Annotated in this window: 26 protein-coding genes; all 26 read left to right on the top strand. The window is 48.5% G+C overall.

Annotated elements, in window-relative coordinates:
* The 26 genes from KOG47_RS07870 to KOG47_RS07745 all read left to right on the top strand — a co-directional run bounded on the left by KOG47_RS07870 (position 1) and on the right by KOG47_RS07745 (position 26,841).
* Positions 1 to 1,056 (top strand): flagellar biosynthesis protein FlhF, encoded by a 1,056-nt coding sequence (locus tag KOG47_RS07870; RefSeq protein ID WP_074037233.1) that lies wholly within the window; start codon positions 1 to 3, stop codon positions 1,054 to 1,056.
* Positions 1,035 to 1,874, top strand: coding sequence for a MinD/ParA family protein (locus tag KOG47_RS07865; protein ID WP_074037232.1), 840 nt, complete (start codon positions 1,035 to 1,037; stop codon positions 1,872 to 1,874). Before KOG47_RS07870 ends, KOG47_RS07865 begins: the two co-directional genes overlap by 22 nt.
* Positions 1,875 to 1,893: 19 nt before the next feature.
* A complete protein-coding gene (locus tag KOG47_RS07860) occupies positions 1,894 to 3,885 on the top strand; it encodes a chemotaxis protein CheA (RefSeq protein WP_159562098.1) in 1,992 nt (663 codons plus the stop codon).
* Between the two features lie 12 nt (positions 3,886 to 3,897).
* Positions 3,898 to 4,329 (top strand): chemotaxis protein CheW, encoded by a 432-nt coding sequence (locus KOG47_RS07855; protein WP_015881410.1) that lies wholly within the window; start codon positions 3,898 to 3,900, stop codon positions 4,327 to 4,329.
* Positions 4,319 to 4,918 (top strand): chemotaxis protein CheC, encoded by a 600-nt coding sequence (locus tag KOG47_RS07850; protein ID WP_015881411.1) that lies wholly within the window; start codon positions 4,319 to 4,321, stop codon positions 4,916 to 4,918. Before KOG47_RS07855 ends, KOG47_RS07850 begins: the two co-directional genes overlap by 11 nt.
* Positions 4,911 to 5,396, top strand: coding sequence for a chemotaxis protein CheD (locus KOG47_RS07845; protein ID WP_031421691.1), 486 nt, complete (start codon positions 4,911 to 4,913; stop codon positions 5,394 to 5,396). The genes KOG47_RS07850 and KOG47_RS07845 overlap by 8 nt, the downstream gene beginning before the upstream one ends.
* A gap of 12 nt (positions 5,397 to 5,408) precedes the next feature.
* Positions 5,409 to 6,179: a FliA/WhiG family RNA polymerase sigma factor gene (locus tag KOG47_RS07840; RefSeq protein WP_159562099.1), complete on the top strand. Its 771-nt coding sequence runs from the start codon at positions 5,409 to 5,411 to the stop codon at positions 6,177 to 6,179.
* A gap of 12 nt (positions 6,180 to 6,191) precedes the next feature.
* Positions 6,192 to 6,584, top strand: coding sequence for a hypothetical protein (locus tag KOG47_RS07835; RefSeq protein ID WP_074037229.1), 393 nt, complete (start codon positions 6,192 to 6,194; stop codon positions 6,582 to 6,584).
* A 152-nt stretch (positions 6,585 to 6,736) separates the two neighbouring features.
* Positions 6,737 to 7,477, top strand: a complete 741-nt coding sequence (gene rpsB, locus KOG47_RS07830; RefSeq protein ID WP_015881415.1) for a 30S ribosomal protein S2 — start codon at positions 6,737 to 6,739, stop codon at positions 7,475 to 7,477.
* 117 nt (positions 7,478 to 7,594) lie between these two features.
* On the top strand, positions 7,595 to 8,476 hold the full coding sequence (gene tsf, locus KOG47_RS07825) for a translation elongation factor Ts (protein WP_078146717.1): 882 nt from the start codon (positions 7,595 to 7,597) through the stop codon (positions 8,474 to 8,476).
* Between the two features lie 110 nt (positions 8,477 to 8,586).
* Positions 8,587 to 9,312, top strand: a complete 726-nt coding sequence (pyrH, locus tag KOG47_RS07820; RefSeq protein ID WP_015881417.1) for a UMP kinase — start codon at positions 8,587 to 8,589, stop codon at positions 9,310 to 9,312.
* On the top strand, positions 9,309 to 9,869 hold the full coding sequence (gene frr / locus KOG47_RS07815) for a ribosome recycling factor (RefSeq protein WP_031421698.1): 561 nt from the start codon (positions 9,309 to 9,311) through the stop codon (positions 9,867 to 9,869). Before pyrH ends, frr begins: the two co-directional genes overlap by 4 nt.
* A gap of 84 nt (positions 9,870 to 9,953) precedes the next feature.
* Positions 9,954 to 10,691: an undecaprenyl pyrophosphate synthase gene (locus tag KOG47_RS07810; protein WP_159562100.1), complete on the top strand. Its 738-nt coding sequence runs from the start codon at positions 9,954 to 9,956 to the stop codon at positions 10,689 to 10,691.
* A 1-nt stretch (position 10,692) separates the two neighbouring features.
* Positions 10,693 to 11,490 carry a phosphatidate cytidylyltransferase gene (locus KOG47_RS07805; RefSeq protein WP_159562101.1) on the top strand — a complete coding sequence of 266 codons (798 nt, stop codon included), beginning with the start codon at positions 10,693 to 10,695 and terminating at the stop codon, positions 11,488 to 11,490.
* A 14-nt stretch (positions 11,491 to 11,504) separates the two neighbouring features.
* On the top strand, positions 11,505 to 12,662 hold the full coding sequence (gene dxr, locus KOG47_RS07800) for a 1-deoxy-D-xylulose-5-phosphate reductoisomerase (protein WP_196430551.1): 1,158 nt from the start codon (positions 11,505 to 11,507) through the stop codon (positions 12,660 to 12,662).
* 3 nt (positions 12,663 to 12,665) lie between these two features.
* Positions 12,666 to 13,916, top strand: a complete 1,251-nt coding sequence (rseP, locus tag KOG47_RS07795) for an RIP metalloprotease RseP (RefSeq protein WP_015881422.1) — start codon at positions 12,666 to 12,668, stop codon at positions 13,914 to 13,916.
* A gap of 32 nt (positions 13,917 to 13,948) precedes the next feature.
* Entirely contained in the window at positions 13,949 to 15,649 is a 1,701-nt protein-coding gene (locus tag KOG47_RS07790; RefSeq protein ID WP_214691278.1) for a proline--tRNA ligase, read from the top strand.
* Positions 15,650 to 15,719: 70 nt separating this feature from the next.
* Positions 15,720 to 20,012, top strand: a complete 4,293-nt coding sequence (locus tag KOG47_RS07785; protein ID WP_214691051.1) for a PolC-type DNA polymerase III — start codon at positions 15,720 to 15,722, stop codon at positions 20,010 to 20,012.
* Positions 20,013 to 20,131: 119 nt separating this feature from the next.
* Entirely contained in the window at positions 20,132 to 20,602 is a 471-nt protein-coding gene (gene rimP / locus KOG47_RS07780) for a ribosome maturation factor RimP (protein WP_015881425.1), read from the top strand.
* Between the two features lie 14 nt (positions 20,603 to 20,616).
* Positions 20,617 to 21,780, top strand: a complete 1,164-nt coding sequence (gene nusA, locus KOG47_RS07775; RefSeq protein ID WP_215244043.1) for a transcription termination factor NusA — start codon at positions 20,617 to 20,619, stop codon at positions 21,778 to 21,780.
* Entirely contained in the window at positions 21,777 to 22,052 is a 276-nt protein-coding gene (gene rnpM, locus KOG47_RS07770; protein ID WP_193343251.1) for an RNase P modulator RnpM, read from the top strand. Before nusA ends, rnpM begins: the two co-directional genes overlap by 4 nt.
* The gene (locus KOG47_RS07765) at positions 22,049 to 22,345 is read left to right on the top strand and encodes a YlxQ family RNA-binding protein (RefSeq protein WP_015881428.1); all 297 of its coding nucleotides are present in this window, start codon (positions 22,049 to 22,051) and stop codon (positions 22,343 to 22,345) included. Before rnpM ends, KOG47_RS07765 begins: the two co-directional genes overlap by 4 nt.
* Positions 22,346 to 22,366: 21 nt before the next feature.
* Positions 22,367 to 24,574, top strand: a complete 2,208-nt coding sequence (gene infB / locus KOG47_RS07760) for a translation initiation factor IF-2 (protein WP_074037217.1) — start codon at positions 22,367 to 22,369, stop codon at positions 24,572 to 24,574.
* 18 nt (positions 24,575 to 24,592) lie between these two features.
* On the top strand, positions 24,593 to 24,937 hold the full coding sequence (rbfA, locus tag KOG47_RS07755) for a 30S ribosome-binding factor RbfA (RefSeq protein WP_159562106.1): 345 nt from the start codon (positions 24,593 to 24,595) through the stop codon (positions 24,935 to 24,937).
* Between the two features lie 46 nt (positions 24,938 to 24,983).
* Positions 24,984 to 25,898, top strand: coding sequence for a tRNA pseudouridine(55) synthase TruB (gene truB, locus KOG47_RS07750; RefSeq protein WP_251125233.1), 915 nt, complete (start codon positions 24,984 to 24,986; stop codon positions 25,896 to 25,898).
* A gap of 16 nt (positions 25,899 to 25,914) precedes the next feature.
* Entirely contained in the window at positions 25,915 to 26,841 is a 927-nt protein-coding gene (locus KOG47_RS07745; RefSeq protein WP_215244042.1) for a bifunctional riboflavin kinase/FAD synthetase, read from the top strand.
* Position 26,842: the final 1 nt, after the last annotated feature.

Here is a 26,842-nt window from a genome sequence, read left to right as displayed (position 1 = left end):
ATGCAGATTAAAAAGTTTACGGCGAAGACCATGGCTGATGCGATGGCGAAAGTGAAACAAGAGCTCGGAGACGAAGCGGTCATCCTCAACTCACGACAAGTGAAGACAGGATGGTTCGGTCTCTTTGCGTCAAAGCAAGTGGAGGTCATCGCAGCCCTCGAAAAAGAGCAAGTCGTCACAAAGCCACGACAGCCTGTCCCTGTTCGGACAGCACCAACACCACCTGTCGTGACGCAGACGCCACCACGTGTGATCGGAGGAGCGGGACCGAGACTACACGCCTCGTTGCAACACGTCGAATCGCTGCTCTCGACTGAATCCTTTGCGGATGAGTCGTGGGAGGAAACGCTGAACGAACTATACTACACGACAAAATCTGTAGAAGAAGCTGAACGTTTCGTGTACGAACAAGTCAAATCGTCGTTCATTGAACCGCCTGAAGCTAAACGATATGTTATGGTCGTTGGACCGACGGGGGTCGGCAAGACGACCACGCTCGCCAAACTTGCGGCGCACTTTAAACTGACGGAAGGCAAAACGGTCGGATTGATCACGACCGACACGTACCGAATCGCTGCCATCGAACAGTTGAAGACGTATGCTGAAATCATGAGTATTCCGGTGGAAGTGGCATATGACTTTCATGACTTCAAGCGTGCCAAGCAATTGTTTGCTCGTAAAGACATCGTGCTAATCGACACGGCGGGACGAAATTTCCGCGATCCGGCTTACGTCGAACAGTTTCATGAACATCACGACTTCACTGAAACAAGCCTTTCGCTCGTTTTGAGTTTGACATCCAAAACGAAGGACATGGATATGATCTATTCGCAATTCGAGTCATTGCCTCTTAGCTCACTCATTTTTACGAAGGCGGACGAGACAAGTGATATCCACGCGATGTACCGCATGGTGAAAAAGAGCGGTCTTCCGGTCGCCTGGATGACAGACGGCCAAGAAGTGCCGGACGATCTGATTCGGGGGCATGCGGACGCACTGACGAAACGACTGTTTGAGAAAGAAGGGTGGGCAAGATGGACCAAGCAAGGCGTTTAAGAGCAATCAATGCTGCCCATCCGACGACAATCGCCTTTGCTAGTGGGAAAGGTGGGGTCGGAAAGACGAACGTCTGTGTAAACACGGCCATCGCCCTAGCTGAACTCGGAAAACGAGTGTTGATTGTCGACTTTGACATCGGAATGGCCAATGTGCACATCTTGATGAATGCCATGAAGTCCAGAACGATGATCGAGACCGTCAAAGCTCGTATTCCATTGGCTGCAGCTGTTCAGAAAAATGTATATGGTGTCGATATATTACATGGAGGGAGTGGGCAGGACCAACTCGTCCATCTCTCAGATGATGACATGCAATTTCTCATGCGAGAACTCGAAGTATTGACCGAATATGATTATGTCCTGTTCGATATGGGGGCTGGAGCGACGGACACCTCACTCCAATTCATCGCGGGTTGCGATGAGATGTTCTTGATTTTGACTCCAGAACCTACCTCGCTAATGGACGGTTATGCATATACGAAACTGGTGCACCATCAGTACCCGGACTTACCGCTTGGCGTCATCGTCAACCGAGCCCAGTCCGGTGAGGAAGCCCTTCAATGTTTCGAACGGATGGAAGTCGCATGTAAACAGTTTTTAAATAAGACGATTCGATTCCTCGGCTTTCTACCAGACGACTCATCTGTCAGAAAGGCAGTCATCGCCCAAGTCCCGTTTTATCAATACAACCGAAAGAGTGATATTAGCTGGCGCCTCGAACGAATTTTGACAACGCTTACGGGTACGCCTCCGAAACCACGTCACTTGATGGACCGTTTGATGGGGAACTTACGAAAACAGTGGAACCGAGTATAACGACAGGGAGGCAAATGAGATGGACGTGAATGAATACTTAGGGTTGTTTTTAGATGAATCCCAAGAACATATCCAATCGATCAACACACAATTACTTAAATTAGAACAATCGGGTGGGGCGGATGTTGTACAGGAGATCTTCCGGTCGGCACACACGCTAAAAGGGATGTCTTCGACGATGGGGTACGAACGCGTTGCCAACTTGACACATGAGATGGAGAGCGCGCTCGACCTCGTCCGTGGCGGCAAAAAGGAAAGTAACCAACTCTTGTTGGATACGATGTTCATCGCCATGGAACAGATGGAAGACATGATTGCGGACATCGAAAGCGGAGGACAAGGCGCGAACGTGGATGTATCAGAAACGGTCGCCGCATTCCAATCCTTCATCGGTGGGAAAGAAGTCGCAGTCGAAAAAACTTCAGAGACGAGCACGTTTGAGATTGATTTATATACGAACTCGGTCATCGAGCAAGCCAAACAGACAGGCTTTGAGGCGTATCAAATCACAGTCAAACTGTCTGACGCGGTCGTCTTGAAAGCGGCCCGTGCGTATATGGTATTCGATCGCCTTCAAGAACTAGGTGAGGTCGTCAGCACACATCCGGAGACAGAAGAAATCGAACAAGAGCAATTTGACTTGTCGTTCGACGTCTTATTCTTGTCACAAGAGACGGCAGAAGTGATTGAACATGCCATCGCTCAAGTATCGGAAGTGGAGCGCGTCGAAGTCAATGCGTTTACAGAAACAGCGGTCAGTGAGCCAGAAGTCGCTGTGACAGCGGAGACGATTGCACCTGAACCTGTCGTTCAAGCTACCTCGGACAAGGAAGAAGCGAAAGATACGAAAGAGCAAGTAGCCGCTCAAGCACAAGCAAAAACGATTCGCGTCAACTTAGAACGAATTGATCGTCTGATGAACTTGTTTGAAGAGTTCATTATCGACCGTGGACGCCTTGAGCGCCTGGCGGACGAAGTCGGTCAACCAGAATTGAATGAAACGGTCGAAAAAATCAAGCGGGGAACGAACGAGTTACAATCACTCGTCTTGACCCTCCGGATGATGCCAATCGAACAAGTGTTCAATCGCTTCCCACGAATGGTGCGTTCGGTCGCAAAAGAGATTCATAAAAAAGTCCAGTTGGACATTTCAGGTGCTGAAACAGAACTCGATCGCACGGTCATCGATGAAATTGGCGATCCGCTCGTCCACTTGATCCGTAACGCCATCGATCACGGCATCGAACGTCCGGAAGTACGTCTTCAAGCCGGAAAACCGGAGCAGGGCATGCTTGCACTCCGTGCGTATCACGGCGGAAACCGAGTCTTCATTGAAATCGAGGACGATGGTGCCGGCATCAACGTCGACAAGGTTCGTTCGAAAGCGTTGGAGCGCGGCGTGATCACAGATGAAGAAGCGACGACGATGTCTGAGAACGAATTGGCGATGCTGATCTTTGCTCCGGGCTTCTCGACGGCAGACGTGGTCACTGACTTGTCAGGACGCGGTGTCGGACTGGATGTCGTCAAAAATAAAATCGAGTCACTCGGTGGGGTCGTTTCTCTAGAGACGGTTGGGGGACAAGGCACGAAGTTCCAGGTCAGCTTACCGCTCACCCTCTCTATCATCTCGGCGATGCTCGTTCAAGTGGGAGAGGAATCGTATGCGATTCCATTGACATCGATCCTTGAGACGACATTACTTGATGAAGCGGACATTTTGACAGCACACCGTGAGCGAGTCTTCGACTTCCGTGGTCAACTGGTCCCACTCGTCTACATGAAAGAAATGTTTGGCATCGAATCAGAGACGAAGTCGCAATTCCCGGTCGTCGTCGTTCGAAAAGGCAACAAACTCGTCGGCGTCGTCGTCAACGATTTGATCGGTCAACAAGAAATTGTCATGAAACCGCTCGGTACGTATCTTGAAGGGATTCCAGCTATCTCTGGTGCGACCATTCTTGGTGACGGTCGCGTCGCCCTTATCGTAGATAGTAACGATCTCTTTTAAGGAGGAATATTGATGGAACAGAAATGGGTAGTCTTTTCACTTGAAGAAAATACGTATGGGATCGACGTACAGTCGGTCCGTTCAATCGAGCGACTTCAGCCGATCACACGAGTGCCGAACGCACCGTCACATGTGAAAGGTGTCATCAACCTTCGTGGTGTCGTCACGCCGGTCATCGACCTTCGCTTGCGACTCGGCTACGAAGAAATCGAACCAACGGATGAGACGCGCATCCTGATCGCCTCGTTGAATCAAGGAGATGCCGGATTTATCGTCGACCGTGCGAATGAGGTCGTGGAAAGCGACGAAGTACGAATCGAACCGATTCCGGAATCGAGCCGCGATATGCTCTCGGCACATCTGACAGCCATCGCAAAAGGAGAAGATAAACTCTTCTCTTTACTCGATGCGAATGCGTTGTTTGAGGAACAGTATGCTGAGTGAGTTTGAACAAGACCTGTTAAAGGAACTGGGAAATATAGGGTCTGGACATGCGGCGACTGCCTTGTCGGCAATGCTGTCGAAACCGGTGAACATTACCGTGTCTTCTGCCGAAATGGAACCGATCACCTATTTACCAGAGCGAGTCGGCGGTCCGGAACGACATGTTGCCTCGGTCTTGTTGGAATTAGATGGTGATATTCGTGGAATGATTCTCATTTTGTTTGCCGTGGAAGATGCCGAGCAAATGGTTTCGACCTTGATTGGGATGCCATATTCATTTGATTCTTTTGATGAGCTCGGCCAATCGGCTTGGGAAGAGGTCGGGAATATTATGAGCGGTGCTTATGCGCGAGCGCTAGGTGACTGGTTACAGACACCGATTATGATTCAAGTGCCGGCAACGGCCATCGATATGGCAGGTTCGATTGTTGAATTTGTCGTCACGTCTGTACAACCTGAGGAAGACGCGGCGCTCTATATCGACACGACATTTATGATTGATCAAAAAGTAAGTGCAGGACATGTGTTGTTCCTACCAACACATGGGTCGCTCAAACGGATTCAAGAACGGTTGCTTGGCAATGGCTGATGTATTAAAAATCGGCATTGCCGAATGGAAGCAGACGACCGCACCAAATCGGTTACGTACAGCCGGACTCGGGTCATGTGTGGGTGTCATTTTATATGACACCCGCCTCCAATTGGCAGCGATGGCACATGTCATGTTGCCGGACTCGACGATTGCTCGTAAGAACCAGACGATTGAAGTAGGAAAATACGCAGATACAGCCATTGATACACTCGTGCATTCATTGAAACGAGAAGGGGCCACACGGCTTCAAGCAAAGATGGCAGGCGGCGCTCAGATGTTTCAGTTTAAATATGAGAACGAGGCGATGCGAATCGGTGAGCGAAACGCCGAGGCCATCCGCCAAGCATTAAAAGTCCATCGTATTCCGCTCGTGGCAGAAGATTGTGGCGGACATAACGGGCGGACAATCGAGTTTGATGTCGCAACATCTGTCTTATCGATTCGGACGGTGAGCGTGGGTACGAAAGAACTATAAGGGGGGATCGACATGACGACTCATCTTACACAGTTGTGGGATCGCTGGAATATGGACCGTGATATGGATACAGCAAACGAATTACTAGCACATTACGAGTTTCTCATCCACTACCACGTACAACGGATGATCGTGACGCTTCCAAAGAGCGTCGAACGCGACGAATTGAAAAGTTTGGGTTACATGGGATTGTACGATGCCCTTATGAAATATGATCCAGAGCACAATAATAAATTTGATACGTATGCTGCGTTTCGGATTCGTGGAGCCATTATCGACGGTTTACGAAAAGTGGATTGGTTACCTCGGTCGGTTCGAGAAAAAGTGAAAAAAATCGATCAGGTGGCAGAACAGCTTGAACAGTCGTTACATCGTGCTCCAACGAAGAGCGAGTTAGCTTCGGCATGCGACTTACCGATTGCAGAAATCGAACGAACGATGGCGGAAGGGTACTTTGCCAATATGTTGTCGATTGATGAGGCCGTGACGTTGCAAGAAGAAGGAAAAGTCATGTCTGTCACGTATTTCGACCCGGATTCTGAAAAGCCAGAAGATACGTTGTTGCAACGCGAATTGATTGATGTGCTGGCAGCAGAAGTCGACCATCTATCCGAAAAAGAACGACTCGTCGTCTCTTTGTTTTACTTTGACGAACTGACGTTGACGGAGATTGGGGAAGTGCTCGAACTGTCAACATCACGGATTTCGCAAATTCATTCCAAAGCGTTAAAGACATTAAAACACGCGCTCGGTCGGTCCTATTTAGAAGAAAAGACATCGTAAGGAGATGAACAAGTGTATATTGTATATGTGATCACAGCTTGTTTGGTTGCTTACGGTTTTTTATTCGGCTACCGACAAGTCCAAGCGCTTCAGGAACGAGTCGAACGGCTCGAACGAGAGAAGCAAGAGACCGAAACGTTGCTTCTTTCATTTATGGAGTCGATGAACGACCTCGTTGTTCAAGAACCCGTTGAACGTTCGAACGTGGTTCAACAGGAAGAAGCTTCATCGCTCCCTGTCAATGAGTCCGTCCAAACGGTCGTAGAGGCGACAGAAGAGACGACCCCGTCCGCGTCAATCGACGTGGACGATGTCTTGTTGCGACATTCCGTGCGGGACGCTGCCCGTATCCTCGGAAAAGGCGAGGGCGAGCTTGCGCTTTATGCGAAACTTCGTAAAAAGTGAGAGTTGCCGGATTTCGTGACATATGCTATAGTAATTCTCGGTGTTAAACACATCACACACGTCTCGGGATGATATTCCTCGGTGCCGAAAGGTCGGAATACAACAATGAACGAGGCGGAGGACTTTTTTAAACCACAAGGAGGAAATTTATCATGGCAGTAATTTCAATGAAGCAATTGCTTGAAGCTGGTGTACACTTCGGTCACCAAACACGCCGTTGGAACCCAAAAATGGCGAAATACATCTTCACAGAGCGTAACGGGATCTACATCATCGACCTTCAAAAGACGGTCAAAAAAGTAGACGAAGCTTACAACTTTGTTCGTGAACTCGCGGCAGAAGGCGGAAACGTCCTCTTCGTTGGTACGAAAAAACAAGCTCAAGATACAATCAAAGAGGAAGCAATCCGTTCTGGAATGTTCTTCATTAACGAGCGTTGGTTGGGTGGAACACTCACTAACTTCTCAACAATCAAAAAGCGTATCAACCGCTTGAAGCAACTCGAAAAAATGGAAGAAGACGGCACGTTCGAAGTACTTCCTAAGAAAGAAGTCATCATCTTGAAGAAAGAAATGACTCGTCTTGAGAAGTTCCTCGGCGGAATCAAGGATATGCCTGGTGTGCCTGACGCCCTCTTCATCGTTGACCCACGTAAAGAGCGTATCGCAATCGCGGAAGCTCACAAATTGAACATCCCAATCGTTGCGATTGTCGACACAAACTGTGACCCAGACGAAATCGACTACGTAATCCCAGCGAACGACGATGCAATTCGTGCAGTTAAATTGCTCACTTCTAAGATGGCAGATGCAATCATCGAAGCGAAGCAAGGTGAAGAAGAAGTTGCTGAAGAAGCTGTAGCGACAGAAGCTGAAGCTACAGAAGCTGAGTAATCAGTGAGACAATAGGTGATAAAGGGAAAGCCTTTTATCACCTTTTTTTAGGACATGTAATCAAAAAGCCCTGTGCTTTTTCTTAAAATTCGTTAGTTTTACAAGGAGGAATTTCCGATGGCAGTTACAGCAGCAATGGTAAAAGAACTTCGTGAAAAAACAGGAGCAGGAATGCTTGATTGCAAAAAAGCACTCGTTGAAACAGACGGTGACATGCAAGCAGCAATCGACTTCCTTCGCGAAAAAGGAATCGCTAAAGCAGCAGCAAAAGGTGATCGTATCGCCGCTGAAGGTTTGACAGCAGTAGCAGTTGAAGGCAACAAAGCTGTGCTCGTCGAAATCAACTCAGAAACAGACTTCGTTGCGAAGAACGAGAAGTTCCAAACACTCGTAAACAACGTAGCAAAAGCAGTACTCGCATCAGGCGCAACAACTGCAGAAGCTGCACTCGCGGCTGAGTACGAAGCAGGTAAAACACTTGAAACGTACATTCAAGAAGAAGCTTCGACAATCGGAGAGAAAATCTCACTCCGTCGTGTAGCTGTTCTTGAAAAAGCTGACGATGCAGTATTCGGTACGTACCTCCACATGGGTGGTCGCATCGGGTCAGTCGTTGTAATCGACGGCACATCTGACGAAACAGTTGCTAAAGACGTTGCAATGCACGTTGCTGCAGCACGTCCACTTTACGCGACACGCGATGAAGTATCAGCTGAAGAAATCGACCGCGAGAAGAAAGTCTTGACTGAGCAAGCACTTAACGAAGGCAAGCCTGCTAACATCGTTGAGAAGATGATTGCTGGTCGTATGAACAAGTACTTCGAGGAAATCTGCCTCGTTGACCAAACGTTCGTAAAAGACAGCGACTTCAAAGTTGGTAAGTACGTAGAATCAAAAGGCGGAAAAATCAACTCGTTCGTACGCTTCGAAGTAGGAGAAGGTATGGAGAAACGTGAAGAGAACTTTGCTGAAGAAGTTATGAACCAACTTAAAAAATAATCTGTGTCACAATCAGTGATGCAACTAAAAATGGGAACACGTCTGTATAACCTTGAGTTAGTTCGTTAAGGGAGCGTGTTCCCTTTTTTCAAGCAAGAGGAGGCAAAGTTATGGAACCGAAATATAAACGAATTGTGTTAAAATTGAGTGGAGAAGCGCTCGCTGGAGATCAAGGTTACGGGATCGACCCTAACATTGTAAACTCAATCTCAAGTCAAATTAAAGAATTGATCGAGATGGGTGTAGAAGTCGCCGTTGTTGTAGGTGCCGGAAACATTTGGCGTGGAAAGACGGGTAGTGAACTCGGGATGGATCGGGCAAACGCAGATTACATGGGTATGCTCGCAACTGTATTGAACTCACTTGCTCTTCAAGATAGCCTTGAAACGTACGGTGTCCAAACGCGCGTCCAAACATCAATTGAAATGCGACAAGTTGCTGAACCATACATTCGTCGTCGCGCAATGCGTCATCTTGAAAAAGGACGCGTCGTTATCTTTGCGGCCGGCACAGGAAACCCATATTTCTCAACGGACACGACAGCTGCCCTCCGTGCGGCTGAAATCGAAGCTGATGTCATCTTAATGGGTAAAAACAATGTGGACGGCGTCTATTCAGCTGATCCGAAATTGGACGCGACGGCAGTGAAGTACGATACGTTGTCTTATCTTGACGTCTTAAAGGATGGACTTCAAGTCATGGACTCGACAGCAACGTCACTTTGTATGGACAACCACATTCCATTGATTGTATTCTCATTGCTTGAAGAAGGTAACATTAAACGTGTCGTTCTCGGGGAACATATCGGAACGGTAGTAGGAGGAGTCAATTCATGAGTGTCAAAGAAGTATTGAAAACAGCTGAAGAAAAAATGGAAAAAGCGCATTCTTCACTTAAACGTGATTTTGGAACGCTTCGCACTGGCCGTGCCAGCGCATCGATTTTGGATCCTGTCCAAGTTGATTACTATGGTGTCCCAACACCACTCAATCAAGTGGCAAACATCAATACACCAGAAGCGCGCCTACTTTTGATTCAACCATGGGATAAGTCAATGGTTTCTGAAGTAGAGAAAGCGATTCAAAAGGCAGACCTCGGCTTGTCTCCATCATCTGACGGTACGGTCATTCGTTTGGCGATTCCTGCATTGACGGAAGAACGTCGTAAAGAATTAGTTAAAGTCACGAAAAAATACGCAGAAGAAGCGAAAGTCGCTGTCCGTAACGTTCGTCGTGACGCAAATGAAAACTTGAAGAAACTCGAGAAAGATGGCGAGTTAACAGAAGACGATCTCCGCGGATATGCAGATGACGTTCAAACGTTGACGGATTCGTATATCAAGAAGATTGATGAATCTGCAGCAATTAAAGAAAAAGAAATCATGGAAGTGTAATCACGGAAGTGGTATACCAAAAAGCTGTGTGGGGACCCTTTTTCTGAGAGGGTCCTTCTTTCATACAATCAGGAGGATAACAGAATGTTTAAATGGGTGAATCCTAAAACGAAAATCGAGGCGGAGTTAAGTGTTCCTGAGCACGTAGCCATCATTATGGATGGAAATGGACGCTGGGCCAAAAAACGTGGTCTCCCTCGCATCATGGGTCACCGGGAAGGGATGAAGTCCATCCGGGAAGCGGTACGAACAGCACAAGAACTCGGGATTCGGTCTCTGACGCTTTATGCGTTCTCTACAGAGAATTGGACTCGTCCGGAAGAGGAAGTCTCATTCTTGATGAAACTACCGAAACAGTTTTTGGAGACCGATTTGAAAGAACTCCACGAACAGAATGTACGAGTGCTCGTTGCGGGAGATACGTCGAAACTCCCACGAGAGACACGAGAAGCCGTTAACGAGGCGAGAGAACGGACCGTTGCGAACACAGGGTTGAATCTTGTCTTCGCACTCAACTACGGGGGACGGGATGAGCTCGTTCAAGCGATGCGCAGCATTGCAGGAGACGTTCAGTCCGGTTTGGTTCAGGCAGACGATATCGATGACCGTATGATTGGTGAACGACTCATGACACACGTTCAAGACGTGGATCTCGTTATTCGGACGAGCGGGGAACAACGACTCTCTAACTTTTTATTATGGCAAAGCGCATATGCTGAACTTCATTTCACAGAAGTATTGTGGCCGGAATTTAAGCGTGAGCATTTTGTAGAAGCGATTGAATCATACAACGCGCGCACGCGACGTTTTGGTGGGGTGTAACATGAAGACACGTATTATTACAGGACTATGGGCAGGAGCCATCTTCATCACGGTAATTGCGCTTGGAGGAAATGCATTTGTTTCATTGATGGGGATTTTAGCACTCATCGGATTGAGTGAATTCACGTTGATGCGACAGCATAAGCTGTTGGCGTTTCCGTTCTTGGTGACAGCGCTCCTCGTGGCGTTCCCATTCCTCTTATTATTGATTGAGAATCAGGTTGTCACGGATGAACTTCCGTTCTCGATTGAACAATGGCTCGTCTTAGGGCTCGTGCTGTTGCTGTTTTGGACAGTGGTCACGAAAAATCGGTTCACGTATGAAGACGCTAGTTTTTACTTCGTCTCAGCGGTCTATTTGGTCGTCGGTTTCTCTAGTTTTGCGTTAGTCCGGCTCTCTGAGGACGGTCTATCGAAAGTGTTGCTGATCTTGTTTATGATTTGGGCGACGGACTCGGGAGCATATTTTACCGGAAAGGCATTCGGGAAAGCCAAATTATGGCCATCGATTAGTCCGAACAAGACGATTGAAGGGGCGATTGGGGGCATTGTGTCTGCGATTGTACTCGGTATCATCTTCGTCTGGATTGATCCGATCTTGCCGATAATTGAGGTCGTCATTTTAGCGATTGTCGTGGCGGTAGTCGGACAGCTCGGAGATTTGGTGCAGTCTGCTTATAAGCGCCAGTATGGAGTCAAAGATTCGGGTCACCTGTTACCAGGACATGGTGGCATTTTAGACCGGTTTGATAGTATGATTGCGGTCTTTACCGTCATTTGGGTGTTTAATCTGCTTTAAAAAGGAGTGTCGAAATGAAGCGAATTAGCTTAATTGGTGGGACTGGTTCGATTGGCGTTCAAACTTGTGACGTCATCGAACAGCACCCCGACCTGTTTGAACTTGAGGCGTATGCGTTCGGAACGAACGTCGATGTCGCCACGGAATGGATCAATCGACTTAGACCAAAATATGTGTCGGCAACGAGTATCGAAGTACTCGAACAGTTGAAGCCACGTCTTACATATGAACCTCTCTATTTTATTGGACCGGAGGGGCTGAAAGAGTGTGCGACGGCAGAACGGGCTGACATCGTCGTGACGGCAGTCGTTGGAGCAGTTGGACTCGAACCGACGCTTGCGGCGATTCAAGCAGGGAAAGATATTGCACTCGCCAACAAGGAAACACTCGTTACCGCAGGACATCTTGTCAAAGCGGCCGTGAAAGAACATGGGGTCAACCTATTGCCTGTCGACAGTGAACACTCCGCGATTTATCAATGTTTGAACGGGGAACGAAGAGAAGATGTATCAAAGATTATTCTAACGGCTTCAGGCGGTAGTTTCCGTGATCGTTCACGTGATGAGCTGGCTGATGTGACTGTTGAAGACGCACTGAATCATCCGAACTGGTCAATGGGAGCAAAAATCACAATCGATTCGGCGACGATGTTCAACAAAGGTTTGGAAGTCATCGAGGCACACTGGCTGTTCGATATCGATTATAATGATATTGAAGTCATCTTGCATCGTGAATCGATTATTCATTCGATGGTCGAATTTAAAGATGCTGCCGTGATGGCCCAGCTTGGAAACCCGGATATGCGTGGTCCGATCCTTTATGCGCTATCGGGACCGAAGCGGCTTGAAATCGAGGGGAATAAGCGGTTAAACTTGAAGGAAATCGGAAAGCTGCATTTTGAAGAGGCTGATTTCAATCGTTACCCGGCACTCCGGTTAGCGTTCGAAGCAGGAAGAGCCGGTGGTTCCATGCCGACCGTCTTGAATGCAGCCAATGAAGTGGCAGTGGACCTATTCTTGAACGGTCAGATCACGTTTTTAGAGATTGAACGACTCGTCGAAGAAGCGATGGCTCGACATGAGGTCATTGCCGAGCCGACGCTCGCGCAAATTCTAGAAGTTGACCAAGCAGTACGTCAACAGATTCAGCAAGGAATTGAAGGTGGGGAATAAATCATGACGACTTTTATCGCCATCGTTTTGATGTTTGGCGTTCTCATTTCGGTACACGAATGGGGACACCTCGTCATGGCGAAACGGGCAGGCATTCTCTGTCACGAGTTTGCAATCGGATTCGGTCCAAAAATTGTTTCATTCCGTAAAAATGAAACGCTCTATACCATTCGTCTTTTACCAATCGGTGGCTACGTCAAAATGGCCGGAGAAGATTTTGAACCGATTGAAGTCCGAGCGGGTCAGCATGTCGGACTTCGTCTCACTGAACAGGGGACGGTCGATCGTGTCTACTTCCAACCGGACACGGCTACAGATGTCCATGTCGTCGGAACCGTCGATAAGTTCGATTCGACACATGAGTTGAAAGTTCAACTTCTCATCGATGAGGAAGTGCGGGTCTATTCATTAGAGCGAGACACACTCCTTGTCGACCAAGGGATGGAAATTCAAATTGCACCGTATGATCGAACGTTTGGGGCCCAGTCGGTTTGGAAGCGTGTCTTGGCCATCGCAGCCGGTCCGGCGATGAACTTTGTCTTGGCGTTCATCTTGCTCATCATTGTTGGGCTCGTTCAAGGAACCCCAACGAACGATGGTCAAATTGGTACGGTTCAACCGGATTCAGCCGCTGATGAGGCTGGTTTGATGAGTGGGGATGAAATCGTCTCGATTGAAGGCGAGCCGATTACCGATTGGCTCGACTTGCGATCTGCTTTAGAAGACCGCGCGGACACCCCTACGGAAGTCACGTATGTCCGTGATGGAGAGGAAGCAACTGTCACCCTTACACCACAAGCAGTCGAACAAAACGGAGAGACGGTCGGGATTCTTGGTGTCACGAACGCGCTCGAACGATCACCGGTCAAAGCCGTGACGACGGGGGCGGAAACGACATGGACGATGTCGACGCTGATCTTCTCTGCGGTCGGTGATTTGGTGACAGGACAAGTCGGTGTCGATCAACTAGCAGGTCCGGTCGGGATTGTACGGATGACAGATGAAGTAGCGGCGAGCGGTTTGATCATGCTGTTGAATTGGACAGCGCTTCTCTCCGTCAACCTTGCCATCTTCAACTTGCTCCCATTGCCAGCGTTAGACGGAGGACGTTTGATTTTCCTCTTGTTCGAAGCGGTACGCGGACGTCCAATCGATCCGAAAAAGGAAGGATTCGTCCACTTTATCGGATTCGCACTCTTGATGATTTTAATGTTGATTGTCACTTGGAACGACATTCAATCATTCTTTAAATAAGCTGTTTGTAGAGAAGGGAAACGTTGAACTGTATGAAACAATCTAGATTGCTCATGCCTACATTGAGAGAAGTGCCGGCTGACGCGGAAGCAGTCAGCCATCAACTCCTCGTCCGTGGAGGATTCATCCGTCAAAATGCGGCAGGAATTTATTCTTATCTTCCACTCGGACATAAAGTGTTACACAACATCCAAACGATCATCCGTGAAGAGATGAATCGTGCCGGAGCTCAAGAGCTATTGATGCCTGCCATCCAACCGGCAGAACTTTGGGAAGAGACAGGACGATGGGGTATTTACGGTCCTGAGTTGATGCGCTTGACGGACCGTCATGACCGTCGCTTCGCACTCGGTGCGACACACGAAGAATTGATTACATCGATCGTCCGAGACGAGCTCAACTCGTATAAAAAACTTCCGATGAACTTGTACCAGATTCAAACGAAGTATCGTGATGAGCGTCGACCACGTTTTGGATTGCTGCGCGGACGCGAATTCTTGATGAAAGACGCCTATTCATTCCACGCGACACAAGAAGACTTAGATGAAGAATATACCAACATGTATAATGCCTACTCACGTATCTTCGACCGTACAGGACTGAAGTATCGTCCGGTCGTCGCAGACTCTGGGGCAATCGGCGGGAAAGACACGCATGAATTCCAAGCGCTTGCGGATATTGGTGAAGATACAATTGTCTACACGGACACGTCGAACTATGCGGCGAATATCGAGATGGCCGAAACGCTCGACCGTTATGAGATGCAACAAGCTGACGTTCGTCCCCTCGAAAAAGTGAACACGGAAGAAAATCGTACGATTGAGGACGTGGCGGCATTCTTGAATGTGGATCCGAAGACGACAATCAAATCTGTCTTGTTTAACGTGGATGGCGAAACCGTCATGGCAATCGTTCGTGGCGACCACGAAGCGAATGAAGTCAAAGTGAAGAACGCACTCGGTGGACTCGACATTCAACTCGAAGAAGAAGCGAAAATCGTTGAGTTGTTCAACTGTGCACCAGGTACACTCGGACCGATTAACGCTCCAGTCAAAGTCGTTGCCGACTATGCGGTCAAATACTTAGTGGATGCTGTCTGTGGTGCTAACGAGGCGAACACACACTACACGGGTGTAAATGCTGCGCGCGACCTTGCCGAGATGACATACCACGATTTACGTTTCGTTGTCGAAGGCGATTTGGCACCGGATGAGTCCGGTCCGGTTCGTTTTGCTCGTGGGATTGAAGTGGGACAAGTATTTAAACTCGGAACACGATATTCAGAAGCGATGGGTGCGACATTCCTCAACGAAGAGGGTCGTGCCGAACCACTCATCATGGGTTGCTACGGCATTGGGGTGTCACGCACACTTTCAGCCATCGTCGAACAACATCACGACGACCGTGGAATCATTTGGCCACGTAACGTAGCGCCGTTCGATCTCCATTTGATTGCAATCAACGCAAAAGATGAGACGCAAGTCGAGTTGGCGAACCGTCTTTATGAAGAGCTCGGTCAAACATACGATATCTTGTTCGACGACCGGAAAGAACGTGCGGGCGTAAAGTTTGCCGATGCAGATTTGATCGGACTCCCGATTCGCGTGAACGTCGGGAAAAAAGCTGGCGAAGGCATCGTTGAAGTGAAAGTACGTGCAACAGGTGAAGTGATTGAAACATCAATCGATGAATTGAAAGAAGTCATCGCTTCAAAATTTAGCGAAGTTCATTAATGGATGAAGGTGACAGCGGAAGCGGTCACCTTCATTTGTCGAATTGGCATAAAGGGGGAAAGACGGACCCGTGGAAGCAAATCAAAAGATGCAATTATTATTAAGTGACCTTGGGATCACGACCGAGACGGACCTGTTTGATCAGGCCGAACTCTCACGACTCGTCGTCAATAAGAAGCGACGGACGTGGACGTTCTATTTTTCATTTCCAGCAGTATTGCCATACGACGTGCATCAATTGTTCATGAGTCGACTAGAAAGCCGTTATGCAACGTTTGCGGATGAGGTGTACGCTCGGTTCTCGACAGTAGCGGGTGGGAGCGAGCAAGACTATATCGACTATTGGCCACGAATCGTCAGCGAGTTGAGCCAAGTATCTGGCGCGATGCGCAGTTATTTCGGCTCCGTTTCGCCACGATTCGAGCAGAACAAACTTATGATTCCGGTGCGTTCCGCACCTGAGGCGAGTTATGTGGACAAAGAGCTCTGTCAAGAAGTACAGGCGCTCTATAGTGCCTATGGGTTCACAAAAAAACCGTGTCAGGCTCAATTTTCGGAAGACGCTGAGGCAAATCAAGCCCTTCGCGAACAGGTCGTTCAAGAAGATATCGAACAAGCGAAAATGGCACTGGCTGCCCAATTCGCCAAGGCAACAGAAACGAACGACGAACCGATTACAGAAATCCGGATGGGTGCGCTCATTAAAGATGAGATTGTCCCAATCAAGACGATTATCGAGGAAGAACGACGTGTCGCGATTCGTGGACTCGTCTTCTCAGCAGAGCGCAAAGAGTTGAAGAGTGGTAAGAAACTATTCACGTTCAAGATGACGGATTACACAGACTCATTGATTGTGAAGGTATTTGCACGCGATGACGATGACGACCGTATGCTTAGTGCCGTCAAAAAAGGGATGTGGATTCAAACGGCCGGTCGGGTCGAAGATGATTCGTTCATGCGCGAACTATGTATGATGGCATCTCAACTTCAAGAAGTGAAAGTAGAACCACCACGTGACGAATGGGAAGGTGAGAAACGCGTCGAACTTCACGCGCATACACAGATGAGCCAAATGGATGCCGTCACAAATGTCTCGTCGCTCGTCGCTCGTGCCGCAAAATGGGGACACCGTGCCATTGCCATTACCGACCATGCTGGAGTTCAGGCGTTCCCGGAAGCCTATTACGCCGGGAAGAAAAATGATATCAAAGTGTTATACGGAGTCGAGGCGAACGTCGTCAACGATGGTGTCCCTGTCGCTTATCATGCGACCGATGTGGCATTGGATGATGCGACATACGTCGTCTTCGATGTCGAGACGACGGGACTTTCTGCCGTCTACAATAAAATCATCGAACTCGCTGGGGTTAAAATCAAGGACGGAGAAATCATTGACCGGTTTGAAGCGTTCGCCGACCCGAAACATGCCTTGTCAGCGACCACCATCGAATTGACAGGGATCACGGATGACATGGTTCAAGGTCAACCGGACCCGGAAGTGATCACGAAACAGTTCGTCGAGTGGTGTGGCGACAGCATTCTCGTTGCCCATAACGCGTCATTCGACATGGGCTTCCTCGAGGCGACACTCCGTAGTGGTGGGCATGAACCGGACGATTACCCGGTCATCGACACGCTCGAACTTGCTCGAACGCTGATGCCGACGTTGAAGAATCATCGACTCAATACACTCGCGAAGCGATTCGATATCGAACTGACACAACATCACCGTGCCATTTACGATGCGGAAGCAACGGCGTATTTGCTCATGAAGTTACTCGATCTCGCTAAGCAGATGTTCGAAATGACGACACATCGCTCGTTGAACGCGAAAGTCGGCAGTGACGTGTCGAAGATTCGTCCGTTCCATGCGACCATCTACGCGAAAAACAAAAAGCCAGGACTTCGTCATTTATACGAGCTCATCTCCTTATCTCACATCGATTACTTGTATCGGATGGCACGCATGCCACGTTCCGAGCTTGTGAAACGGCGAGAAGGATTATTGATTGGTTCGGCTTGTGATAACGGGGAGATTTTTGACGCCGCCTTGAACAAGTCGGATGATGAACTCGAGAAGATGATGTCATTTTATGACTTTATCGAGATTCATCCCCCGGCACTCTACCACCATTTGATTGATAAAGAGATTGTGACGAATGAATTAGAACTCCGCGAAATCATTAAGCGCATCATTCGTGTCGCCGAGAAGGCCGAGTTACCGGTTTGTGCGACAGGGAATGTGCACTATCTAGATCGGTCCGACCGGTCTTATCGCGAAATCTTGATTCGTACACAAGGTGGGGCAAACTTCATCAATACGCGTAAGGAATTACCACATGCGCACTTCCGGACGACAAAAGAAATGATGGAAGAGTTCAAGTTTTTAGGTGACGATTTAGCGCGTGAAATCGTCATCACGAATCCGAATGCAATCGCCGATCAGATTGAGTCGATTCAAATCATCCCGGATGATTTGTACACACCTAAAATTGAAGGGGCAGATGATGAGGTTCGGAATATGAGCTACGACATGGCTCGCTCCATCTATGGAGACGAGTTGCCTGAAATCGTGGAGGCGCGTCTTGAGAAAGAGCTCAAATCGATTATCGGTCACGGGTTCGCCGTCATTTATTTGATTTCACATAAACTCGTTAAAAAATCACTCGATGATGGATATCTGGTCGGTTCGCGGGGGTCGGTCGGGTCGAGTCTCGTCGCAACGATGACGGAAATCACCGAAGTCAACCCGCTACCGCCTCACTACGTCTGTCCGAACTGTCAGCACTCACATTTCTTTAATGATGGATCGGTCGGTTCGGGGTATGACTTGCCAGACAAGGAGTGTCCGGAGTGCGGCACGTGGTACAAAAAAGACGGTCATGATATTCCGTTCGAGACATTCCTTGGTTTCAAAGGGGACAAAGTACCGGATATCGACTTGAACTTCTCAGGTGAATATCAACCGCATGCCCACGCCTATACAAAAGTACTGTTCGGAGAAGAATACGTCTATCGTGCCGGGACAATCGGAACGATTGCCGACAAAACGGCTTATGGATACGTGAAAGGCTATGCGACCGAGAACGATAAGATTTACCGGAACGCCGAAGTCGACCGTCTCGTTTCTGGGGTCACCGGTGTAAAAAGGACGACGGGGCAACACCCAGGGGGTATCATCGTCGTACCGGACTATATGGATATCGCGGATATCTCCCCGATTCAATATCCGGCGGATGACAATTCGTCTGAATGGAAGACGACTCACTTCGACTTCCACTCCATCCATGACAACTTATTGAAACTTGATATTCTCGGGCATGATGACCCGACCGTCATCCGGATGTTACAGGATTTGTCTGGTATCGATCCAAAGACGATTCCGACAGATGACCCGACAGTCATGAAGATTTTTTCTTCACCAGAAGTGCTTGGGGTGACACCAGAACAGATTGAATCGAAAACCGGGACGCTCGGGATTCCAGAATTCGGGACGAAATTCGTTCGTCAGATGCTTGAAGAGACAAAACCGTCGACGTTCTCGGAGCTCGTTCAAATTTCCGGTCTATCCCACGGAACAGACGTTTGGCTCGGGAACGCGAACGAATTGATTTATAACGGGACGTGCGAACTGAAGGATGTAATTGGTTGTCGAGATGACATCATGGTCTATCTGATTTACGCGGGCCTCGAACCGTCATTCGCCTTTAAAATCATGGAATCCGTCCGGAAAGGGAAAGGGCTCACGGAAGAGATGGAGTCCGAGATGCGAGAGAATGACGTGCCGGAATGGTATATCTCGTCTTGTAAGAAAATCAAGTACATGTTCCCGAAAGCACACGCGACTGCCTACGTGTTAATGGCGGTCCGGATTGCATACTTTAAAGTACATCATCCGATTCTGTACTACGCGACGTACTTTACCGTTCGAGCGGGAGATTTTGACTTATCCGCGATGATCAAAGGTCCCCAGGCCGTTCGTAAGGCGATGTCGGATATTCGAGAAAAAGGGTTCGATGCGACAGCGAAGGATAAAGGGCTACACACGGTCCTCGAACTTGCGCTCGAAATGCTCGAGCGGGGAATGAAGTTCCAAAACATCGACTTGTATCGGTCGAGTGCGACAGAGTTCTTGATTGAAGACAATACGCTGATTCCACCTTTCAACGCGGTCGATGGACTGGGAACGAATGCGGCAAAAGCGATTGTCGAAGCAAGGGAAGAAGGACAGTTCCTTTCGAAAGAAGATTTGCGGAAACGTGCGAAACTTTCGAAAACGGTCATCGAGACACTCGATACGATGAAATGTCTCGAAGGTCTGCCTGATGAGAACCAACTCTCATTCTTTGATTTTGGGGTGTAAGTTGCGATTTATCGGGAAAATATGATATATTAGTATCGAACAAAGTTGGATACTACGACGGAAAGGAGTAGGGAACCCTACTCCTTTCTTGTATGTAAAAGCCAGAAGGAGGGATGAGAGTGTCCAAAATAACAGAAGTCGTTGAATCGATTGCGTTGCCGATCGTAGAACGAGAAAACATGGAATTGGTCGATGTGGAATTTGTTAAGGAAGGTCCAGACTGGTTCTTGCGCGTCTATATCGATAAGCCGGGGGGCGTCGATTTGGACGATTGCGTCAATATCAATGAACAGCTCTCGGAAAAACTAAACGAAACCGATCCGATTGAACAGGCTTATTATCTTGATGTCTCGAGTCCTGGTGCGGAGCGTCCGCTGAAAAAGCCGAGCGATTTTGAACGTGCGGTAGGCAAAAATGTCTACATGAAAACGTTCGCTCCGATCGATGGTGCCAAAGAGTTTGAAGGAATTTTGACGGCATATGATGGGGAAACGGTCGTGATCGAGACACGCATCAAGACAAGAAAAAAAGCGGTATCGCTACCGGTTGACAAAATTGCACAAGCCCGCTTAGCGGTCACGTTTAGTTAAGGAGAGGGAAGAAGATGGGTCCACAATTACTCACTACAATCGATCAGATTGCCAAAGAAAAAGGAATCGACAAAAATATCATTATCGATGCACTCGAACAAGCGCTCATTTCTGCGTATCGCCGCAACGTGGCGAACCCGAACGAGCACGTGAAAGTCGAGTTTGATCAGGTGACGGGGGATATCCGTGTCTACGCTTTGTTAGAAGTCGTAGAGCGCCTCACGCAACCGGACCAACAGCTCTCACTCGAAGAAGCACATGAAATCGATCCGAACTATGAGCTCGGCGATTTCCATAAAGAAGAAGTCACACCGAGTGATTTTGGACGTGTCGCGGCGATGACGGCAAAACAAGTCGTCACACAGAAGATGCGTGAAGCGGAACGCGAACGCATCTACAACCACTTCGCTGACAAAGAAGATGAAATCATGACAGGGATCGTGGAGCGTTTTGACCCACGCAACCTTTATATCGGTCTCGAAAACAACATTGAAGCTGTATTGACACCGAATGAACAGATGCCGAACGAGTCATACCAAATTCATGATCGCATCAAAGTATACGTGACAAAAGTAGATTCAACGACGAAAGGTTCAGGTGCAGCGATTCAAGTTTCGCGTACGCATCCGGGACTTTTGCGCCGTTTGTTCGAACTCGAAGTTCCAGAGATTTCAAACGGAACAGTGGACGTGATGTCAGTATCACGCGAAGCGGGTGACCGTTCGAAAATCGCTGTACATTCGGATATCGTCGACCCAGTCGGCGCATGTGTCGGACCGAAAGGACAACGTGTTCAAACGATCGTCGACGAATTGAACGGCGAGAAAATTGATATCGTCCGTTGGTCTGAAGACCCGAAAGAGTTCGTTCGTAACGCACTCAGCCCGGCTCAGGTCGTTGCGGTATATGTCAACGAGCCAGCAAAATCGACGACAGTCGTCGTACCTGACTATCAATTGTCACTCGCAATCGGGAAACGTGGTCAAAACGCCCGTCTCGCTGCGAAATTGACAGGATGGAAAATCGATATCAAGAGTGAAACGGATGCCGAAGCACTTGATTTGTTCGATACGTTCACTGAAAAAGTTGAATCAGAACCAGAAATTGTTCAAAATGAAGTAGAACAAGACTTATCAGATGCTACAGTTGAAACGACTGCGGTGAAAGAAGAGGAATGACCATGAAGCAAAAGAAACTTCCTTTGCGTAAGTGTGTGGTCACACAAGAAATGCTCCCGAAAAAAGAATTGATTCGTGTCGTTCGGACGCCTGAAGGTGACGTGGTCATCGATCAGACGGGTAAAGTGAACGGTCGTGGCGCATACTTATCAAAAGATATCGAAGTCGTCCGTCAAGCAGAGAAAAAACGGACGCTCGACCATCACTTGAAAGTAAAGACGAGCGACGACTTGTATGAACAGTTGAAAGCTGTCGCAGGTGGCGAATCATGAGCCAGTGGGAATCATTGTTAGGCCTTGCTGCTCGAGCGAGGAAAGTAACGATGGGAGAAGAGTTTGTATTAAAGGATGTACGAGCGGGTCGTGCCAAGCTCGTCATTCTAGCCGGAGATGCAGGTGCCTCGACGAAAAAACGAGTCACTGACAAATGTGCGTCTTATCAAGTGCCATTGATTGAAGTGAGCGATCGCTATACAATCGGGGCCGCACTCGGTAAAGACATGCGTGTCGTCGTATCGGTGACAGAATCCGGATTTGCGAACAAGCTTAAGCAACTTCTCTCTTAACTATTAACGGAGGTGGATGCTTTGGGAAAACGCGTCTATGAATTTGCAAAAGAACAGAATGTAACGAGTAAACAAGTCATTACTCAATTAGAAAAATTGAACAAACCGGTGAAAAACCATATGGCCGTCCTCGATGAGGAAACGGTAAAACAATTGGACCGTGTGTTCAATCCTGAAAAATATCGTGCTGAAAAACAAGCGGAAGCGAAAGCGACGTCAACATCGAATGAGCCGAAGCAAGAGAAAAAAGAAGCACAATCGCCACGTCCACAAGCGGGACAACAGAACCGTGGCGGTCAAAATAATCGCGGTGGACAAAATCGTAACGACAACCGAAACAACGACCCACGCAATAAAAAACGTGGAAAAGGGAAAGGCAAAGGCAAGCCGGTAAAAGCGGCTGTGCCACAAGAAGCCGATCCAAACTCGAAGACAAGTCAGCGTAAAGCAGCACGTCTCGCGCAAGAGGCAGAGATGGGCAACGTCATCAAGTATGACGATGTACTCAGCGTGTCTGACCTTGCCTCAAAAATGAACAAAAAGCCAAACGAAATCATCATGAAGTTGATGGGTCTCGGTGTCATGGCAACCATCAACCAAACGCTTGATGATGAAACGGTTGAATTACTCGCTGCAGAATTCGGCTTTGAGGTTGAAAAAGAAGTTGTTGTCGATGAGACAGACTTTGAAACAGTTGAGATCGACTTCTCACAATATGACCTTGAAGAACGTCCAGCTGTCGTTACCATCATGGGTCACGTCGACCACGGGAAAACGACACTTCTTGACTCGATTCGTAACACGAAAGTCGTCGCAGGAGAAGCGGGCGGAATCACGCAGCACATCGGTGCTTACCAAGTTGAAGTCAACGATAAGAAAATCACATTCCTCGATACACCAGGTCACGCAGCCTTCACAACGATGCGCGCCCGCGGTGCCGAAGTGACAGATATCGCGATCATCGTCGTTGCGGCTGACGATGGCGTCATGCCACAAACAGAGGAAGCAATCTCGCACGCCAAGGCAGCGAACGTTCCAATCATCGTGGCAGTCAACAAAATGGACAAAGAAGGGGCAAACCCTGACCGTGTCAAACAAGAGTTGACAGAGTTCGGTCTCATCCCTGAAGAGTGGGGCGGCGAAACAATCTTCGTTCCGATTTCTGCCATCAAAGGCGAAGGGATCGATGAATTGCTCGAGATGATTCTCCTCGTTTCTGAAGTCGAAGAATATAAATCGACACCAGACATGCCAGCTCGTGGTTCAGTCATCGAGGCGAAACTCGACAAAGGACGTGGACCGGTCGCGACACTTCTCGTTCAACACGGTACACTTCGAATCGGAGATTCAATCGTCGTCGGTAGCACGTTCGGTCGTGTCCGTGCGATGGTCAACGATATCGGTCGCCGTGTGAAACAAGTCGGACCATCTACACCGATTGAAATCACTGGTTTGAACGACGTTCCACAAGCGGGTGACCAGTTCATCGTCTTCGAAGATGAGAAGAAAGCACGTGCAATCGGGGAAAAACGTTACCAACGTTACCTTGAGTCACAGCGTCGTGAGTCGGCGAAAGTAAGTCTTGATGATTTGTTCAGCCGCATTCAAGAAGGTGAAGTGAAAGACTTGAACGTCATCATCAAAGCAGACGTTCAAGGGTCAGCCGAAGCATTGGCTGGTTCACTCCGCAAGATTGATGTCGAAGGCGTCAAAGTTAACATCGTTCACCAAGGTGTCGGTGCAATCACGGAAGGTGACGTCATCCTCGCTTCAGCTGCGAATGCTGTCATCATCGGATTCAACGTCCGTCCTGATGGAAACGCACGTTCGATGGCGGAACAAGAGAACGTTGAAATGCGTCTCCACCGCATCATCTACAATGCAATCGAAGAAATCGAGAGCGCGATGAAAGGGATGCTTGACCCAGAGTTCGTGGAAGAAATCACAGGTCAAGTCGAAGTCCGTGACGTCTTCAAAGTTTCGAAAGTCGGTGCGATTGCAGGTTGTTATGTGACAGAAGGTAAAATCACACGTGACGCCGGTGTCCGTGTCATTCGTAACGGAATCGTGATTTACGAAGGTAAACTCGATACGCTTCGTCGTTTCAAAGATGACGTGAAAGAAGTTGCGACTGGTTATGAGTGTGGGATTAAAGTAGAGAAATTTGATGACATCAAAGTAGACGATGTCATTGAAGCGTTCGTCATGAAAGAAGTCGAACGTAAATAATGTGAGGAGGGATCACGTATGAAAATTCGTGCCCAACGTGTTGCCGAGCAAATGCGTAAAGAAATAACAGATGTCTTGTTACGTGAAGTCAGTGACCCGCGTACAAAAAACGCTACGATTACGAGCGTTGATGTGACAGGTGACTTACAGCAAGCAACAGTCTATTATACGGTGCTTGGTGATGAGGAAGATGTGAAAGCAGAAACGCAAGCTGGTCTCGATAAGGCGAAAGGGTTTATCCGTCGCGAAATCGGGAATCGCATCCGTCTTCGGAAAACACCAGAGATCTCGTTTGAATATGATTCTTCAGTCGCATATGGTAGCCATATCGATTCGTTGATTCGTGATTTGAACAAAGATTAATAATTTGAAAGGGGAGACGTCGTTCTCCCTTTTTTTATATGGAGGGATGAAATTGGAACCGAACGGAGTGCTCGTACTCGATAAAGATGCTGGCATGACGAGTCATGACTGCGTATTTAAATTACGAAAATTATTCCAGACGAAAAAGGTCGGTCACACGGGTACGCTTGACCCGGAAGTGACAGGCATATTGCCCATCTGTTTAGGGCGCGCCACAAAGTTATCGCGTTTTATCACAGATGAAGGGAAGCGTTACGTGGCCGAGGTGACGATTGGTACCGCCACGATGACCGAGGACGCGCATGGCGAGGTCGTCGCGCAGAAGTCAGTCACACCGAACGATTTGGATGCAACCCAGATTGACGAGGCGATGCGCCAATTGACAGGGAGGATTGAACAAATCCCTCCGTACTACTCGGCGGTCAAAGTAAATGGGAAGAAGTTGTACGAGTATGCTCGGAAAGGGCAGACCGTCGAACGACCTCGGCGGACGGTCGAGATTCATCGTCTGGAGCGGACGAGTGAATTGATATTCGAAGCGGACGTCTGTCGATTCCGAATGGAAATCGACTGTGGGAAAGGGACGTATATTCGAACGCTCGCCGTTCAGATTGGAGAGAAACTCGGTTACCCTGCCCATATGAGCGAACTCAGACGGACGAGCTCAGGAACGTTTGATGAAGCGACCGCGGTAACACTCGGAACGCTTCAAACACTTGAAACGGTCGAGGAGCGAATGGCGTATGTCATTCCTCTCGAAGATGTGATCAAACGCTGGCCAATGATCACCATTCCAAAGAATCGGGAACGCTATATTCGCAACGGCGGGAAGCTGAACGGCGTTTCGCTCGAATTTGAGTTATTTACTGTCTATAATGAAGAAGGAATCCCTCTTGCTTTATATCGAAGACAAGAAGGAACGACAGACGCTACAGTCGAGGTCATGTTGGCTATCGACTAAGGGGGAATTTGACAGTATGGAAACAAAACATCTCACTTATCCAGAAACACCCGACGTGTATCCATCCATTATGGTACTCGGTTTCTTCGACGGTGTTCATAAAGGGCATCAAGCTGTAATCAATCATGCCAAACGCGTGGCAGCTGAGCACAACCTGCCGGTGACGGTCGTCACGTTCGATCCTCATCCGAAACAAGTACTCTCCAATAAACCGGATGCGGTCCGCTATATTACACCGCTGTCCCGGAAACTGAAGCGCATCGAAGCGCTCGGGGTAGAGCGTTGCCTCGTCTTGACATTCACAAAAGAATTGGCCAATTTGTCCCCGCAACAGTTTGTAGATGATTATTTGATCGGTGCCGGAGCCGTGCACGTGACAGCTGGTTTTGATTACTCGTATGGAAAGTTTGGAGAAGGGACGATGGAGACACTTCCGTACCATGCGCGTGACCAATTCGCGACGTCTGTCGTCACAGAGCAGACGATGGATGGGGAAAAAGTGTCATCTACCCGCATCCGTAAACTCTTGGCAGAGGGACAGGTCGATGCCGCACATGAACTCCTCGGTACGCCATACGTGATCTGTGGCGAAGTCATTCACGGTGATGCGAGAGGGCGTACAATCGGTTTCCCGACTGCGAACGTGTTGATGGACGCTTCGTACGTCATGCCACGATTGGGCGTATACGCGACTCGAGTCACGCTACCGGACGGACGGATGTTCCACGCGATGACGAATGTTGGACGTCGTCCGACGTTTTATGAGACGGGATCGGTCTCTGTTGAGAGCCATCTCTTCGACTTCTCCGAGGATTTATATGGACAAGTCATCGAAATCGAGTGGATCCAATATATTCGGAATGAACGCGCGTTCGATGGGTTGGATGCATTGGTCGCTCAACTAAAAGAAGATGAGGTGGCAGCTCGTTCAATCCTATCTTGAC

Origin of the sequence: Exiguobacterium sp. s121 (genome assembly GCF_018617245.1) — a bacterium.
GTDB lineage: Bacteria > Bacillota > Bacilli > Exiguobacteriales > Exiguobacteriaceae > Exiguobacterium > Exiguobacterium profundum.
The sequence above is the reverse complement of the archived record's forward strand: the minus strand, read 5'-3'. Positions and strand labels throughout refer to the sequence as shown.

Coding starts and splice junctions, on each gene's coding strand:
- KOG47_RS07870 (WP_074037233.1), top strand. CDS start 1: ATGCAGATTAAAAAGTTTACGGCGAAGACCATGGCTGATGCGATGGCG.
- KOG47_RS07865 (WP_074037232.1), top strand. CDS start 1,035: ATGGACCAAGCAAGGCGTTTAAGAGCAATCAATGCTGCCCATCCGACG.
- KOG47_RS07860 (WP_159562098.1), top strand. CDS start 1,894: ATGGACGTGAATGAATACTTAGGGTTGTTTTTAGATGAATCCCAAGAA.
- KOG47_RS07855 (WP_015881410.1), top strand. CDS start 3,898: ATGGAACAGAAATGGGTAGTCTTTTCACTTGAAGAAAATACGTATGGG.
- KOG47_RS07850 (WP_015881411.1), top strand. CDS start 4,319: ATGCTGAGTGAGTTTGAACAAGACCTGTTAAAGGAACTGGGAAATATA.
- KOG47_RS07845 (WP_031421691.1), top strand. CDS start 4,911: ATGGCTGATGTATTAAAAATCGGCATTGCCGAATGGAAGCAGACGACC.
- KOG47_RS07840 (WP_159562099.1), top strand. CDS start 5,409: ATGACGACTCATCTTACACAGTTGTGGGATCGCTGGAATATGGACCGT.
- rpsB (WP_015881415.1), top strand. CDS start 6,737: ATGGCAGTAATTTCAATGAAGCAATTGCTTGAAGCTGGTGTACACTTC.
- tsf (WP_078146717.1), top strand. CDS start 7,595: ATGGCAGTTACAGCAGCAATGGTAAAAGAACTTCGTGAAAAAACAGGA.
- pyrH (WP_015881417.1), top strand. CDS start 8,587: ATGGAACCGAAATATAAACGAATTGTGTTAAAATTGAGTGGAGAAGCG.
- frr (WP_031421698.1), top strand. CDS start 9,309: ATGAGTGTCAAAGAAGTATTGAAAACAGCTGAAGAAAAAATGGAAAAA.
- KOG47_RS07810 (WP_159562100.1), top strand. CDS start 9,954: ATGTTTAAATGGGTGAATCCTAAAACGAAAATCGAGGCGGAGTTAAGT.
- KOG47_RS07805 (WP_159562101.1), top strand. CDS start 10,693: ATGAAGACACGTATTATTACAGGACTATGGGCAGGAGCCATCTTCATC.
- dxr (WP_196430551.1), top strand. CDS start 11,505: ATGAAGCGAATTAGCTTAATTGGTGGGACTGGTTCGATTGGCGTTCAA.
- rseP (WP_015881422.1), top strand. CDS start 12,666: ATGACGACTTTTATCGCCATCGTTTTGATGTTTGGCGTTCTCATTTCG.
- KOG47_RS07790 (WP_214691278.1), top strand. CDS start 13,949: ATGAAACAATCTAGATTGCTCATGCCTACATTGAGAGAAGTGCCGGCT.
- nusA (WP_215244043.1), top strand. CDS start 20,617: ATGGGTCCACAATTACTCACTACAATCGATCAGATTGCCAAAGAAAAA.
- rnpM (WP_193343251.1), top strand. CDS start 21,777: ATGACCATGAAGCAAAAGAAACTTCCTTTGCGTAAGTGTGTGGTCACA.
- KOG47_RS07765 (WP_015881428.1), top strand. CDS start 22,049: ATGAGCCAGTGGGAATCATTGTTAGGCCTTGCTGCTCGAGCGAGGAAA.
- rbfA (WP_159562106.1), top strand. CDS start 24,593: ATGAAAATTCGTGCCCAACGTGTTGCCGAGCAAATGCGTAAAGAAATA.
- truB (WP_251125233.1), top strand. CDS start 24,984: ATGAAATTGGAACCGAACGGAGTGCTCGTACTCGATAAAGATGCTGGC.
- KOG47_RS07745 (WP_215244042.1), top strand. CDS start 25,915: ATGGAAACAAAACATCTCACTTATCCAGAAACACCCGACGTGTATCCA.